The 14,141-nt window shown below is 70.8% G+C and carries 16 protein-coding genes; 6 read left to right on the top strand and 10 right to left on the bottom strand.

What is annotated here, in order from left to right; all coding sequences use genetic code 11:
- Window positions 1-118 precede the first annotated feature (118 nt).
- The 3 genes from ABZ911_RS17435 to ABZ911_RS17425 all read right to left on the bottom strand — a co-directional run bounded on the left by ABZ911_RS17435 (window position 119) and on the right by ABZ911_RS17425 (window position 3,264).
- On the bottom strand, window positions 119-1,222 hold the full coding sequence (locus tag ABZ911_RS17435) for a histidine kinase (RefSeq protein WP_358056261.1): 1,104 nt from the start codon (window positions 1,220-1,222) through the stop codon (window positions 119-121).
- Window positions 1,223-1,302: 80 nt separating this feature from the next.
- Window positions 1,303-1,629: a LuxR C-terminal-related transcriptional regulator gene (locus ABZ911_RS17430; protein WP_358056259.1), complete on the bottom strand. Its 327-nt coding sequence runs from the start codon at window positions 1,627-1,629 to the stop codon at window positions 1,303-1,305.
- Window positions 1,630-1,644: 15 nt separating this feature from the next.
- The gene (locus tag ABZ911_RS17425) at window positions 1,645-3,264 is read right to left on the bottom strand and encodes a carboxylesterase family protein (RefSeq protein WP_358056257.1); all 1,620 of its coding nucleotides are present in this window, start codon (window positions 3,262-3,264) and stop codon (window positions 1,645-1,647) included.
- A gap of 193 nt (window positions 3,265-3,457) precedes the next feature.
- Between ABZ911_RS17425 and ABZ911_RS17420 the strand changes: the two genes are divergently transcribed.
- Genes ABZ911_RS17420 through ABZ911_RS17410 form a run of 3 tightly spaced genes read left to right on the top strand, consistent with a single transcriptional unit; the run spans window position 3,458 to window position 5,533 of the window.
- Complete coding sequence (locus tag ABZ911_RS17420; protein ID WP_358056255.1) at window positions 3,458-3,784, top strand: PadR family transcriptional regulator; 327 nt, start codon at window positions 3,458-3,460, stop codon at window positions 3,782-3,784.
- The gene (locus ABZ911_RS17415; RefSeq protein WP_358056253.1) at window positions 3,781-4,662 is read left to right on the top strand and encodes a hypothetical protein; all 882 of its coding nucleotides are present in this window, start codon (window positions 3,781-3,783) and stop codon (window positions 4,660-4,662) included. The genes ABZ911_RS17420 and ABZ911_RS17415 overlap by 4 nt, the downstream gene beginning before the upstream one ends.
- Before the next feature lie 31 nt (window positions 4,663-4,693).
- Complete coding sequence (locus ABZ911_RS17410; protein ID WP_358056251.1) at window positions 4,694-5,533, top strand: hypothetical protein; 840 nt, start codon at window positions 4,694-4,696, stop codon at window positions 5,531-5,533.
- Between the two features lie 44 nt (window positions 5,534-5,577).
- Here the strand turns inward: ABZ911_RS17410 and ABZ911_RS17405 are convergent, their stop codons facing one another.
- Complete coding sequence (locus ABZ911_RS17405; RefSeq protein ID WP_358056249.1) at window positions 5,578-6,036, bottom strand: MarR family transcriptional regulator; 459 nt, start codon at window positions 6,034-6,036, stop codon at window positions 5,578-5,580.
- Window positions 6,037-6,130: 94 nt separating this feature from the next.
- On the opposite strand from ABZ911_RS17405, the gene ABZ911_RS17400 reads away from it, so the two are divergent.
- Window positions 6,131-6,301, top strand: coding sequence for a hypothetical protein (locus tag ABZ911_RS17400; protein WP_358056247.1), 171 nt, complete (start codon window positions 6,131-6,133; stop codon window positions 6,299-6,301).
- A 64-nt stretch (window positions 6,302-6,365) separates the two neighbouring features.
- Here ABZ911_RS17400 and ABZ911_RS17395 read toward each other — a convergent pair whose 3' ends face one another.
- The 5 genes from ABZ911_RS17395 to ABZ911_RS17375 form a co-directional block, all read right to left on the bottom strand.
- Window positions 6,366-6,674 carry a hypothetical protein gene (locus ABZ911_RS17395; protein WP_358056245.1) on the bottom strand — a complete coding sequence of 103 codons (309 nt, stop codon included), beginning with the start codon at window positions 6,672-6,674 and terminating at the stop codon, window positions 6,366-6,368.
- 94 nt (window positions 6,675-6,768) lie between these two features.
- Window positions 6,769-7,074, bottom strand: coding sequence for a hypothetical protein (locus ABZ911_RS17390; RefSeq protein ID WP_358056243.1), 306 nt, complete (start codon window positions 7,072-7,074; stop codon window positions 6,769-6,771).
- A 122-nt stretch (window positions 7,075-7,196) separates the two neighbouring features.
- Window positions 7,197-7,712 (bottom strand): hypothetical protein, encoded by a 516-nt coding sequence (locus ABZ911_RS17385; protein ID WP_358056241.1) that lies wholly within the window; start codon window positions 7,710-7,712, stop codon window positions 7,197-7,199.
- 163 nt (window positions 7,713-7,875) lie between these two features.
- Window positions 7,876-9,039, bottom strand: a complete 1,164-nt coding sequence (locus ABZ911_RS17380; RefSeq protein ID WP_358056239.1) for a ThiF family adenylyltransferase — start codon at window positions 9,037-9,039, stop codon at window positions 7,876-7,878.
- 28 nt (window positions 9,040-9,067) lie between these two features.
- Window positions 9,068-9,826: a GNAT family N-acetyltransferase gene (locus tag ABZ911_RS17375; protein WP_358056237.1), complete on the bottom strand. Its 759-nt coding sequence runs from the start codon at window positions 9,824-9,826 to the stop codon at window positions 9,068-9,070.
- A gap of 291 nt (window positions 9,827-10,117) precedes the next feature.
- Between ABZ911_RS17375 and ABZ911_RS17370 the strand changes: the two genes are divergently transcribed.
- On the top strand, window positions 10,118-13,084 hold the full coding sequence (locus ABZ911_RS17370; protein WP_358056235.1) for a BTAD domain-containing putative transcriptional regulator: 2,967 nt from the start codon (window positions 10,118-10,120) through the stop codon (window positions 13,082-13,084).
- Between the two features lie 276 nt (window positions 13,085-13,360).
- Entirely contained in the window at window positions 13,361-13,762 is a 402-nt protein-coding gene (locus ABZ911_RS17365) for a hypothetical protein (protein WP_358056233.1), read from the top strand.
- Here the strand turns inward: ABZ911_RS17365 and ABZ911_RS17360 are convergent.
- The gene (locus ABZ911_RS17360) at window positions 13,728-14,009 is read right to left on the bottom strand and encodes a response regulator (RefSeq protein WP_358056231.1); all 282 of its coding nucleotides are present in this window, start codon (window positions 14,007-14,009) and stop codon (window positions 13,728-13,730) included. The two genes, ABZ911_RS17365 and ABZ911_RS17360, sit on opposite strands and share 35 nt — an antisense overlap.
- Window positions 14,010-14,141: the final 132 nt, after the last annotated feature.

Raw genomic sequence — 14,141 nt, 5'->3', positions numbered from 1 at the left:
GATCGAAAATCACAGTGGTCGACGGGCGGCGGGCTGGACTGCCGGGATGCTCGCGGTGACCGCGAAGCCGCCCTGCTCGTCCGCGCCCGCCGCGAACACGCCGCCGAGCAGGGTGACTCTACGGCTGAGCGATCAGTCCCATTCCGGACCCGGCGCTCGCCAGCACCGGGTCGCCTTCGTGCCGGGGCGGCGCGTTGCGCACTTCGACCTCGGCCCGGTTGCCGGGGTAGGCGAGGGCGATGGCCACCGGAACGCCGGGGGCGTGCTTGCGGGCGTTGGTCAGCGACTCCTGCACCACCCGGTAGACGGTGCGCGCGACGACCGCGGGAACCGTACCGGGATCGCCCACGATCTCGAGCGCGGCGCCGTCGACCGCCGCCAGCGCGGCCAGGTCGCCGCCGTTGTCGTGGTCGGGGCGCGCGGCGGGGGTGGCCTCGATCCCGTTGGTCACCACCCGCATGAGATCCCGCAGCTCGGTGAGGGTGCGCGCGCCGGCCCGCCTGATCTGCTCGGCGGCGACGCGGACCTCGTCGTCGTGCGCGGTGACGCGCAGGGCGTCGGCGTGCAGGACGATCTCGGTGACGTGGTGGGTGACGATGTCGTGCATCTCGGCGGCCAGCCGCTGCCGCTCGGCGGTCTCGGCCCGTTCGGCGAGCAGGCGGCGCTCGGTGTCGGCCAGCTCGGCCCGCTCGCGCAGCGACCTCACGAGCTCGAAGCGCGCCTTGAGGTAGAGCGCGACCAGCGCGGGCAGCGCGGTGGCCGACAGCGCGAAGTACAGCGCCGTCCAGGTCGGAGCCCAGAGCGGGATCGCCAGCAGCGCCAGCACCGCGGCGAACGCGAACGCCTGCCGCCAGGGCAGCAGATAGACCAGGAACGACACCACCAGCGGAGCCGCCAGCGGCGTGGCGACCGGGCTGAGCTGCCCCTCCGAGGCGAACAGGCCGGGCGCCAGACTCGTCCCGGCGGCGAACACGGCCGTCACCAGGATCGTCAGCGTGCCCGCCGTCCGCGGGAACCCGGCCACCAGCAGCAGGGACAGACCGACGAGGAGGTTCAGGACCAGATCGACGACCGGGCCGCCGCCGGTGGCGGGGGCGCTTCCGGCGTACAGGGCGATCTGCGCGACCACGCACAGGGCCGCGGCGCCCGTGGCCGCCGCGACGACCGTGCGGCGATCTCTGGCGGTGAGGGCCGGCCTGCGGAATCGGAGTGGTGTACGCACACGCAGCACCCTAGGCAGGCGTCGTGAGCTCCGGGAGAGCCGAAGGTTGCGGTGTGGCGGCCGGTTGTTGCGAGACGCGCTCAGCCGGGTTCGCCGGTCAGGCCGGCCTGGTGGGCCAGCAGGGCGGCCTGGGTGCGATGGCCGAGGCCGAGCTTGACCAGGAGCCGGGAGACGTAGCTCTTGACGGTCGTCTCCGAAAGGAAGAGCCGCCGCGCGATCTCCGGGTTGGTGAGTCCTTCGCCGAGGCAGGCCAGCACCTCTCGCTCGCGTACGGCCAGCGCCGCCACCCGCGCCCGCGCGGCGTCGCGCTGTTCGTCACCCCGGGCCGACTGCGCCACCAGCCTGCGGGCCGCGATCGGCGACATCACCACATGTCCGTCGGCAGCCACCTTGATCAGGTTGAGCATGTCGAGTGTCTGCGATCAGTTGGTGATCTTGCTCCAGAATCTGCAGCGGGGTTTCCCGCTGTAGTCGGTGGGCCCGACGCCGCCCTGCCCCGTGGGCTTGAGGCTGAGGACGGTCCCGCCGGATCCCCTGAAGGCAGGCCAGTCGGGCGCGCCCGCGAGGTCCGGTACGCCCGTGTGCGCGAAGGCGCTCCAGTAGCCGATCATCTGCCCGGCCAGCCGCCACTGCTCGGAGGTGAACTCATCCCAGGGCTGACCTCCCAGGTCGAACAGGTAGGGCAGTTCGCTGCCGTGCTGCGCGCCCGGCGGGAAGCCGGCGGGGACGCGGCCGAGGTTCGGCGCCTTCTCATCGGCGAACTCGAAGGCGTACACCCTGGTGCGAGCGGCTATCGCCTGGTCGCCCCACAGGGTCGGGCAGGCCCAGGCTCGGTCGCCGGCCACCGTCGCCCAGGCAAGGCCGGGAGAGCTATAGCCGGACAGCGGGTACTCCTTCATGACCGCGTCGGCGTGCTCGCCGAACGCGCCCTTCATGAGCTGCGGGTAGTTGTCGGCGGTCACCGGGTAACCGGCCTGGGCGGCGCCCGCGATGAAGGAGTTGCCCTCGTCCTTGGTGCCGCCGGACATCACCGGCACCCGCAGGAATGCGCCCTTCCTCAGCGCCTGCGGCGGGTTGAGCGGCAACAGCGGCGTGCCGTAGGCGAGGTTGCTGGCGAACCGGTCGTTGACCTCCATCAGCGCGGCGGCCGGCTTGGCGCGCAGGCAGCTCAGCTGATCGCCCGCCGCGCACCCGAGGGCCTTGGCGGCGCCCAGGCCGGTGGCCTGGTTCGCCTTCAGCGAGCTGTACGGCGTGAACGCCGGCATGCCGGGGAGCGGGAGGTAGGTGCCGCTCACCCATTCGAGCATGCAGGAGCCGGACTGGATGACGGCCTTGTCGATCAGCCCGCGCGCGGCCGGGGAGGTGAGCAGCGCACAGGTGCTCACCCCACCGGAGGACTCCCCGAACAAGGTCACGTTGCGCGGGTCACCGCCGAAGGCGGCGGCGTTGCGCTTGGTCCACCTCAGCGCTTCGAGCTGGTCGGCCAGCCCGAAGGTGCCCGAGCCCGCCAGCCCCGGCAGGCCGAGGTACCCGAAGGCGCCCAACCGGTAGTTGGCCGTCACCACCACGACGTCCCCCTGGTCGGCCAGCCGCTGGGCGTCGTAGGCCCCGCCCGAGCCTGTGAGGTAGCCGCCCCCGTGCAGCCAGACCATCACCGGCAACGCCCTGCCCGTCCGCTTGGCCGGAACGGTGACGTTGAGGAACAGGCAGTCCTCCCCGCCGACCTGCTTACCCGCCTCCGACTGCGTGCACTGGCCGGCAGGCTTGGTGGCGTCGGCCACTCCCTTCCACGGCTTGACCCGCACCGGCTCCTTCCACCGCAGCTCACCCACGGGCGGCTGCGCGAAGCGGATCCCCGTGTACGTCCTGACCTTGCCGTTGGCCACTCCCCGGATCCGGCCGGAGTCCAGCTTCACGATCGACGGCCGCGGCTTCGCGGCCCCATCGACACGTTCGGCGGCCTGTACGCCACCGGCGCCCAGGGCAAGACAGCCACCGGCTGTCAAGGCGACCAGCCGTGTCCGGCGATACGACGACCCCATGGCTACTCCTTCCCCCACTAGGGGGTTGAGCTGGCAAAACACGGTCGTTTGCCTAGCCTGTGCCACGCTACGGAAAGGCCCGCGCCCACCGGGACCACCGAAGGTTGCGAACCGGCGCCCGGTTGTTGCGCACCTGCCCTTCGGGGGGAGGAACCGCTTGCGGCACTCTGTTCTACAGAGTATGTTCACCCTCGTGCCGAGACGATCATCAGAAGTCAGCGAACCGATGTACTTCGTCCTCACCGTGCTGCTCGACGGCCCCCTTCACGGCCACGCCATCCTCAAGCGGATCGTCGAAGTGACGACCGGCCGGGTCCGCCCGACGGTCGGCACTCTCTACGCCATCCTCGAACGTCTCACCGCTCGCGGCGTGCTCGTGGTCGACCGGGAGGAGACGGTCAACGGCCGGGTCCGCCGCTATTTCCGGATCACCGACAAGGGCGTGACCATCGTGAGGGCCGAGGCCACGCGCATGAAAGAGGCGGCGGTCCTGGTCCTCGACCGTGAGGCCCTGGCGTGACGCGACTCGAGCGGCGCTACCGCAGGCTGTTACTGGCCTACCCGGCGGGCTACCGCAGGGCGCACGGCGACGAGCTCGTCGAGATCCTGCTCGACAGCGCCGAGCCGGGGCGGCGCTCGCCCGAGCTGAGGGAGGCGGCGGGCCTGCTGATGGGCGGGCTGCGCACCCGGGTCGAGCACGCGGCGTCGGGGCTCGCCTGGCCCGACGGCCTGCACCTGGGCGTCACCGTACTGGCCGTCGCCAACCTGGCCGCGCTGCTGCCGTTCGTCGCCGCGATCCCGCTGTGGACGGCCCTGTCCGCCCTCACTCTGCTGGCCGTCCTGCTGGGGAGGGTACGGCCGGCGCTACCCCTGCTGCTGCTCACCGGGGTGAAGGCCACGGCGATCGCCGCGGGAGTGCCGCTGCTCGATCAGGTCCTCATACCGATCACGTCCGCCCCCGGGTCGCCTGATGGCCTGTTCGCCACAGCCGGCCCGTCCGCCGTGGCCACCTCCTACGCGCTCGCCTTCGCCGGGTCCCTTGTGCTGGCCGTCCGCGGCCGGCCGCTGAAGTCTCGCTCCTGGTGGTGGTGGCTCGCGGTCGCGCCCGCCATCTGGCCGGGGCCCGTCCTGATGGCCGACTCGCTCTTCCCGATCAGTGTGTCCCGCATGGCACTGGAGCTGGGTCTGCTGCTGCTGGCCGTCTGCGCGGCCCGCATGGCGCGCGATCCGCGGTGGGGCCTGGCCGCACTGATCTATCTGTTCTCGGCCACCATCATGATCGCGGGCAACGACTTGCACCTGACCCTGCGGCATCTGGCCTACTGGGCCGTGCTCGCCCTTCCCGCCGCGACCGCGCTCCTCGTGTCACGCGACCACCGCGATCCCGTCCTGCGCTGACTCCGGCGCGCGTACTTCTTTGGAGACACCCATGAAAGCTCTACTTTCGGCTGCCCTGACGCTTGCCGTACTGACCGGTTGTGCCGCCCAGGCGCCCGAGCCCACCGCCACCAGCGCGGGGAAGGATCCCCAGGAGGCCAACGAGGTGAAGTGGAAACTGGAGCGGGCGAAAGCCGACTGCATGAAGAAGAAGGGCTTCAAGTACATCCCGTTCGTCATGGCCGGGCCCGCGGAGACCGAGACGCAGAAGCGGATGGCGGCCGGGGACTACGCCGCGACCAAGGAATTCAGGACCAAGTACGGTTACCAGGTCTTCGCGCAGTACATCTACCCCAATGACTCCGCCTCCGGCGCGCTGGTCACCGAGGAGTTCGGGGAGGACCCCAACTCGAAGGTCGCCATGAACGAGACGCAGTTCAATGCGTTCAAAAGCGCGAAGAATGCCTGTAGCACGAAGGCGTTCAAGGCGGTGCTGAACGCCGACGTGAAAGACCCCTTGGACGTGCTCAAGCTGCAACGCGACCTCTCCGGGCGGCTCACCGCCCGGCGGCTGGACGGCGACGCCGAGCTGGTGAAGCTGGCCGTGACGTTCGGCGACTGCCTCAAGGCGAAGGGGTACCCGATCACCTCACTAAAGCCGACTGACCTGGCCAAGCGGGGTGAGACGGCCACGTACGCGGAGATCGACAAGCTGGGCCCCGGCTCCAGTGGCTCCTCCCCGGATCTCACCGCCGCGCAGGCCAAGCCGCACTTCGCCAAGGAGGTCAAGGACGCGCTCGACGACCTCGAGTGCGGCAAGGAGTTCTACGCGCGCTTCTCCCCCATCTACACGGCCATCCGCCAGGAGGTGAAGGCGCAGATCCCGCTCTGAGCACTACCTTGTGGGTCATCCGTAATGCCCGCCCAGGCAGGCGTTCAGGCGCGGTTGGCGGCGCGGGAGGCTTCGATCACCCGGGTCAGCGACTCGTGCAGGCGCTGCAGTTCGTCCAGCCCCATGCCGAGGCGTTCGACGATGGCGAGCGGGATCTTCTCCGCCTCGGCCCGCAGAGCCCGGCCCGCTGAGGTGAGCGTGACCATGAGCACCCGCTCGTCCTGGCTGTCGCGGCGACGGGTCACGTAGCCCACCGCTTCCAGGCGCTTGAGCAGGGGCGACATGGTGCCCGGGTCCAGCTGGAGCAGCTCGCCGAGCTCCTTGACCGAAAGCCGTTCGTGCTCCCAGAGCGCGAGCATGGCCAGGTACTGCGGGTGGGTCAGCGACAGCGGCTGCAGCAGGGGCCGGTACATCGCGATGACGCTGCGCGAGGCGATGCTCAGCGCGAAGCAGACCTGGCGGTCCAAGGCCAGCAGATCTATGGGCTCAATCACGTCGGTCATCTCTAGCACCTCCCCTGCAAGACGATACACTAAGTTTGTGCACAAAAGATTTGTGTGCAAACCATCGACTGGGCGGCCTGAGGGAGAAAACGACGTGTTCTACAAGAAGCCGTTGGAGGAGCGCATCGCCGACCGGCAGGCCAAGCTGCCCCCTCTCAAGGAGGGCGCGCATTTCGAGCACGCCCCGGCCAAGTTCATCTTCATCTCGCTCACCGTGATCATCGTGCTGGCGCACGTGGTGGGCTTCGCGATCCTCATGCCTTGAGGTCCACAGCCCCAACCGGCCGCGCTGAGACAACGGCGCGGCCGGCGGGGCGTGGGCGGACGGATCAGCGGCGGTTGACGCGAAGGGAGATGATCGTGCCGGGAGGCAGGGAGGCGGTGGACGCGGTGCCCGGCGGCTGCCAGAGACCCTCGTTGTAGACGTACCCGACCGCGGGGTTCACGTGCAGGACGGTCACGGCGACCTGGTGCTGCCCGGTGCCGCCGGCACAGAAGCTGGCGACCGTCGATGCGGTGGGCTGGCTGGTTGAGCAGTTGTCGGGGATCGCTTGGGCCGCGGGCGAGGCGCCCATCAACACGGCGGTGGCGAGCAGCGTGGAGGCCGAGAGGGCGGCTGCCCGCTTCCTGGATCTCACCGGCGTCTTCCTCACTTTCTCTTAAGAAACTTTCCTAAGAGTGAAGATAGCTTCCGACAGGAATGCGTCAAGAGCCGATCTCGAACGCCCCGGGTCACCTCAGGACCTGAACGCTTCCGGCGTCACGTCCCAGCGTGACCTCGAAGGGGCCCACGGGCCAGTAGACCCTGGCCTGGCAGTTGTCGTCAGGGAACAGCAGCACAACGCTGTCGGTGTTGTTCACCACGAGCGTGTCGGGTCCGGGGCCCGCATAACAGCCCGGAGCAGGGTCGCTGTACTCCTGCTGACCGTAGGGCGAGAACAATCTCAGCTGCCCGGTCGCGGCGGACGCCGGGGTGACACAGGCGAGAGCGAGGGCGCCCGCGGCGGCCAGGACGGCGAAGGGTGCGATGAGACGCATGATCGAGCTCCTATGCATCGACAGAGAAGACACTCTTCGCAGCCATTTGAACACAGAAAGTGACGCCGGGCGGGTATCTGGACCTCACTCCACGTGCCCTCAAACTCCCATGCGCGCGCCGCCTAGCTCAGGATCTCGCAGAAGGCCTTGAGGGCTTCGGTGAGTGGGCCGGTGGTGGCCTCGCGGACGGGGTGACGGCCGGCCGAGAACGCGATGTCCACCTGCCCTCCGCCTGCGGGGACGAGGACCACGCGGCCGACGTCCTTGACGATTCCCGCGTTGGCGGCCAGGCCGGTCACCACGAAGTGGGTGCGGTTGCCGTTCTCGTCGAAGTGGGTGGTCTGGGTGAAGGAGTCGGGTCCCTCGCGGAGGAGCTTGCCGGTGGTGAGGTTCTCCAGGGTGTTGTCCTCCTTGATGTGCGCCTGCTCGCGGACGAGACGGCCGCTCTGGTCGAAGAAGCGGGTCACGTCGGCGGTGAGGTCGATCGTCCATCGGACGGGGAAGCCGCAGCTCTGTCCCTGGTCGGCCACGACGCGGTGCTGGGTGACGGTGGAGCGTTCCGGGGGGAGGGCCGACGCGGGCGAGGCGGTGGCGAGTACTCCGCAGGCGGCGATCGTGAGGACGACGAGACGCTTCATACGTTGCTCCTCGGACATCGACGGTGTCGAAGGGGAACGTACCGGTCATCGAGCGGGCGATCATCCGCATGGAGAGGGATGACAACACCCGATTGTTGTGACGCAACGACGAAGGCCCGCCGCCCCGCACACGCGCTCGGGCCGGCGGGCGAGTGCGCCTGGCTCAGATCTCGAGCGCGGGCGCGACCGGATCCCCGTACATCCGATGGTCGGCCGCGATGAGCGTGCCCGGGTCCAGGTAGTACCGGCCGGAGGGGACGGGCTCGCCGAGGAGGAGGCGGCGCGCGGCGTCCGTGACGATGGCTCCGCCGAGTGAGACTCCGGAGGCGAGCTGGGGCCAGCCGCCGATCGTCTTGCCGATCTCGGGGAGTGAGGCGGCCATGCGGGGGCTCAGCAGCCCTTCGCCGAGGACGGCCAGCACGAACGGGATCTTCTCCTTGATCGCCAGCCCGTCCAGTTCCTCGGCGCGCGTGTCGCCCAGCAGGCCGTGCAGGATCGGCCGGTCGGGCTCCAGGTCGAAGCGCTCGACGTCCAGGAGACCCCGGTCGCTGGTGTCCATGAGCACGGGGATGCCGTGCGCGCGTGCCCGCTCCCGTACGGCGACCTTGATGTAGAGGTCGTCGCACTCCTCGACGAGCAGGTCCAGCTTGCCGCCCGCGAGGAGGAAGTCGTCGATGTCGTCCCGCCGTACCCCTTCCGGGTGGCGCTCGATGTCCAGGTACGGGTTGATCTCGTACATCTGCCGTGCGGACACGACGGTCTTCTCCACGCCGAGGTCGGGCAGGCCGGCCCTGATCCGGTTGAGGTTCGTCACGTCCAGGGTGTCGAAGTCGGCCAGTTTGAAGGAGCCGCCCACCCCTTCGAGGGCCATCGTGACCGCCGCGGCGTTGCCGACCGACAGCCCGATGACGCCGACGCGCGTGGCGGAGAGGCGCCGCTGCTCGGCGTAAGTGATCTTGTATCTGTTGCGGTCGGTGCGCAGTTCCCCGAACTCCTTGGCGGGCAGCGCCCGCACGAGCGCGCCGGACCACGGGTACCAGACGAACGTCCCGTACCGCGTGAGCTCGCGCCCCGCCAGATGAAGGCGGATCCGCCGCTCCAGCTCCGCGGCCGATCCGCTCACCGCCGGATCCCGGGCGGCCATCAACTCGCCCAGGTGCCTGTCCACGGTGTCGTGGACCCGCCGCACGGCTCCAGAGTCCAGCAGCCGGAGCAGCGCGAACCTGTCCTCCTCGACGGCGAGGTCGTAGAGGGTGGGACGCCAGTCGGGCGACCCCGGTGACGCGTCGGAAAGTCTGGTCAACTCTTGCCACAGCTTGTCGTTCACGGGTTCCTCGCAGGATCGGTGGTGGTCGTTAAACGCTGGTCAGCCGTCTGTGTCCGTCCGGGAGCATGGCCTTGGCGAGGACCACGACACCGTCCCGGACGGCGTGCATGACCTGGGCGCGGGTGGCGAAGCTCAGGAACACCTGCTCATGCCGATTCGTCGGCGGGAAGAACCCGTCGACGCACAGCGCGGTGCCGGCCGTACCGTAGGCGGAGGTCAGGACCGCCTTGTCGGCGATCTTCCGGAACGAGACCCAGGTGTCCCAGTCACAGGCGAACCGATCGAGTACGGCTCCGCGGGCGAGCCGCGCCAGCATCGCCGACAGGCCCTTCCCCCGGTACTTCGGGTGGATCCACAGGCCGCCCACATGCCCGACCCTCCCGGCCAGCACGGGAAAGGTCGGTGGGAGGGCCAGCCGAAGCCCGTCCCCCAGGCCGCTGGGAACCGGATCGAACCACAGCTCCATCGACCGGACCAGCGCGGTGAAGTCCGCGGTCTCGAACACCCGGCCCGCGATGCAGGCGACGGCTTCGCCGGTCTCGTCACGGACCCACACGCAGAGGTTCTCGGCGGGCAGGACCCGGCTGTAGGCGGGATCGAACGTCGGATTGACCCCGTCGGCGCCCACGGCGCCCCGCATATGGGACGCCCAACCGGCCAGGTCGTTGCTCAGCGACAGGCGCAGCCCACGGCTGTCCGCCAGTTCGACGCAGGCCGTCGCCAGTTCACGGACCTCGGCGAGGTCGAAAACCGCTCCGACGGTGCAGGACTTCAGCGAGAACTCCATTGCTCCCCCTTCCAGGCAGCCGGGAATGAGAACCCGCGGCGGGTACTCGACGAGGACCGTAGCGACGGCATGTCAGAGCCCGATCCGAGTCGCCTCAAGGCCGGGAGGGCCCGTCAGAGCTTTAAGCGAACGTCAAGCGAGTAGGCGTATATACGCACGAACGCGGGCGTAATCCGTGAAAAACTTGATCCACCGTCGCGGCGAGCTTCACCTACCGATCTGGAACCTGAAATGCGCCTGCCAGGACCATCCGCGGAGCCTCGTCCCAGCGCGTCCGGCCGGAGCGTGCGGATGAGCCCCCCGGCGAGCGCGTGGTGCACGCTGGTGATCGCGGCGGCCGGGTACGGCAAGACCGAGGCGGTGCGCCGATGGTTACGCGGCGACCGCGCGACCTGGCATTCCGCGGTGCTCCCCGATCTCGGTGACGAGGACGTGGCGGTGCTCGACGATCCGCCGGCCGTGTCCGCCGCCGAGCTCAGGGCGTTCGTCGAGCGGGCGACGCCGGGGACGAGACTCGTGTTCGTCTCGCGCCTGCCCCTGCCGGGGCTGGCGGCCGTGCCCGGCCTGCGGATGGTCGGCCCGGCCGATCTCGCGCTGCCTCCGGCGCGGGTGGCCGCGATCCTGCGGGAGCGGTACGGCGTGCACGACGCGGATCTGGCCAGGAGGGTCCACGGCCTGACGGCGGGCTGGCCCGCCCTCGTCCACCTGACCGGCGCGCGCCTGGCCACGGCGGCTCCCACGTCCGTCGAACTCCTGCCCGCCAGGATCGCCGGTCCGGGAACGGCCCCCTTCGGATTCGTGGAGACGGAGGTGCTCGCGGCCCTGCCGCCCGGCCCCCGGCGGCTGCTGCGTGCCATCGCGCACCTGGGCCCGGTCTCGGACGAGCTCTGCCGCGCGCTCGGCGTCGACAGGCCGGAGCGGGCGCTCGACCTGCTGCTCCGGACGGGCCTGCTCGTCCCCGCCCGGTCGGCCGCCCGCCCGCCCGGCGACCCGCGCTCGGCGTACCGGTTGGTGCCGTTGCTCGCGGAGGTGGTCCGGACCTGCTGGCCCCTGTCGGAGGGGCGCCGCCACCGGCTGCTTCGCGACGCCGCCGGCTGGTACGAGCGGGAGCGGATGATCGGGGCGGCGGTCACCGCCTACCGGCACGCCGCGGACCATGCCGGCTGCCTTCGCGTGCTGCGCGAGCACGGTCACGCGGGAATCGCGGAGGGCTCCGCCGCGGCTGTCACGGACGCGGTCCGCGCCCTTCCGCCCGCCTCGCACGATCGGGAGCTCCGCCTCCTGCTCGGGCAGGCGCTGACCGTGACCGGGCACTACGACGAGGCGCTCGCCACGTTCGCCGCCGAAGAGCACCACCTCGACGCGGGACTGGCCTGGCGGCTCGGCACGGTGCACTACCTGCGCGCGCGGCCCCATGCCGCGGTGGAGACCTTCGAGCGGGCGGAGCTCCCGGCCGTGGCGGACGCCGACGAGGCGATGCTGCACGCCTCGCACGCCCTGGCCCACTGGATGCTCGGCGATGTCGTACGGTCCGGCGAGCTGTCCGAGCGCGCGCTCGCCGCCGCCCGCCACGACGGCGACCCCGCGGCAGGCGCGATGGCCCACACGGCTCTGGCGATGCACGCGACGCTGTCCGGGGACCCGGTCGCCAACGCGGAGCACTACGAGCGGGCGCTCGGGCTCGCTGAACGGGCCGGCGACGTCGTCCAGACCGCCCGCGTCCGCGCCAACCGCGCCGGGCTGCTGCTCAACGAGGGCAGCTACCCGGAGGCGCTCGCCGAAGCGCTCGCCGCGGCGGCGCTCGCGGAGACCTGCGACGCGATGGCCGTACTCCCGGTCGCGCTGTGCAACGCCGGCGAGGCGCTCACCCTGCTCGGCCGCATCGACGAGGCGACCGATCACTTCGGCTACGCCGTGTCGCTCTACCAGCGGCTCGGCTCGGCCAAGGTGGCCTACCCGCTGCTCGGGCTGGCCGACATCCGCCACTGGCGGGGACAGCGCCAGCTCGCCCGCGCCGCCTACGAGGAGGCGGTACGGATCACCGAGCCGACGGGCGACCTACAGGCTCTCGTCCCCGCGCTGTCCGGCCTCGCGCTGGCGCTGTGCCAGGAGGACCCGGACACGGCGGCCCGCCTCGCGACCCGCGCCACCACGATGGCGACGGGCGGGCGCGCGGCACGGGCGCTGATCGTCAGGGGCTGGGTCGCCCTCCTCGGCAACGATCTCGACTGCGCCACCGACATGGCGCGGCAGGCGGCGGATCTCGCCCGCCGCCACCGCGACAAGCCGGCCGTGGCCCAGGCGCTGGAACTGCGCGCCGCGATCGACCCCGCCCAGGCCGGGCACACGCTCGCCGAGGCCGCGACCACCTGGCAGGTCACCGGGGCCACGCTGCACGTCGACCGGCTACGGGTGGTACGCGGCCGGCTGCCCGACTCCGGCGTCGCCGACCGCATCGAGGGGCGGGCCGCCGCCGAAAGGCTCCGCGAGGCGGGCGTGCAGCTGATCTCCCCGCTGCCGACCGAACCTCCGCAGGTGTCGATCTCCACGCTCGGCCGCTTCGAGGTCGTGGTGAACGGCGCCCCGCTGCCCCCGTCGGCGTGGCAGTCCAGAAAGGCGCGCGAGCTGCTGCGCATCCTCCTGTCCCGGCGTGGCCGGATGATCGGGCGGGAGGAGATCGCCGAGTTGCTGTGGCCGGGCGAGGAGTCGGTCAAGATCGGCCACCGGCTGTCGGTCGCGCTGTCGGTGCTGCGCTCGGTCCTCGACCCCGACCGTCGCGCGGCGAACGATCACTTCATCCGCGCCAGTCCGGGCGCCGTGGCGCTGGACGCGTCCCGGGTCACGATCGACGTGGAGGACTTCCTGGAGGAGGCGGAGCACGGCCTGCGGCTGGGCAGACACGGCCGGGCCGTACTGGCCGGGGTCGAGCGCCACTACACCGGGGACTTCCTGGAGGACGAGCCGTACGAGGAGTGGGCGGTGGCCACCCGTGAGCTGGCGCGGGCCACCTACCTGCGGGTCGTGCGGGCGCTCGCGGGGCTCGCCGTCGAGGCCGGGGACGTCGAGGAGGCGATCCGGTGGCTGCTGCGCATCCTCGACCTGTCCCCGTACGACGAGCAGCCGCACCTGGACCTGGTCCGGGTGCTGCGCGACGCGGGCCGGCACGGGGAGGCGCGGCGCGCGTACCGCAGGTACGCGGCGGCCATGCGCGCGATCGGGGTGGCCCCGACGCGACTGGCCACAGGCGGAGGCGGCTGAGCCGCTGGGCGTCGATTCCAGCCGTGGGCCTGGACGGCATCCCCATCCGTCACGAACTCGAACTGGAACTCCGCCTGTGTTGAACGTCGGCGCCCGGGCGATCCCCACGGCGCGCTGCGTGACGATCCCTCGGGCCGATCTTCAGCGGACTCGGATGGGGGTTCACCGGGATGGGCGCTGTACGAGGCTAGGCTCGGATATGTCGGAACGTAGGCGTGAAGGGATCCGATCATCATCAGCGACTCCTTTCCCTCGTCGGAGGATCCGGAACGACCGATGCGCCGCCGCGTGACCGAGGCGGCGATCCTGAACACCCGCGACCAGAGCCGGGCCGACGTCGTCCAGTGGACCTGCCCACATGGTCAGCACGCCGGGCAGGGCTGTGTGACCTGCTACCACGCCTCAGCCGAAGCCGATCCGGCGCTGCCGCTGTGGGAGGTCGCGGCGTGGTTCACCACCGCACGGCCGATCCCGATCAGGGCCCTGCAGGACATCCACCGCCACGACCGCGGCTTCGCGCTCACCCAGCCGTCGACTCCCCTCGTCTACCTCCTGAGCGGTCAGGTGCGAGCCACCCTGGGCGCGGAGGCGGTGGCGGGCGTGGTCGGATTCCTGCTGCAGAACCGGCACATCGTCGACGAGTTCACCGTGACGGAGATCCGCGCCGTCCACTCCTGACAGACTCAGCGCGGTCGCCGCCCAGGATCATGCCCTCGCCCCTTCGGCTCTCGGCCTTTCCGGCGTCGCCGGTGTCGACCAGGCGTACGGCGGCGGCCAGGTGCTCAGCGGTGACGTCCTTGATCACCCGGCAGTGCGGCATCTCCCCGAGTACGTGTCGTGCGGCCTCCAGGCCGCCCATGTTTGGCATGCGGATGTCCATCAGCACGACGTCGGGCCGCTCAGCAGCCCGGTCGTCAACGTTCACCCACCCTTCGCCGAAGCCCCGGATCGTCTTCCCGTCCAGCGCTGTACGGCTCCCGCGATCCTTCGTCCGCCACGCCACGACAAGGGCTGTCCAGTCCCGGGAGAAGAGCATCCGGGACTGGACAGCCCTGTG

Origin of the sequence: Nonomuraea sp. NPDC046570, assembly GCF_040645915.1 — a bacterium.
Taxonomy (GTDB): Bacteria; Actinomycetota; Actinomycetes; order Streptosporangiales; family Streptosporangiaceae; genus Nonomuraea.
This window is presented reverse-complemented; position numbering and strand designations above follow the sequence as displayed.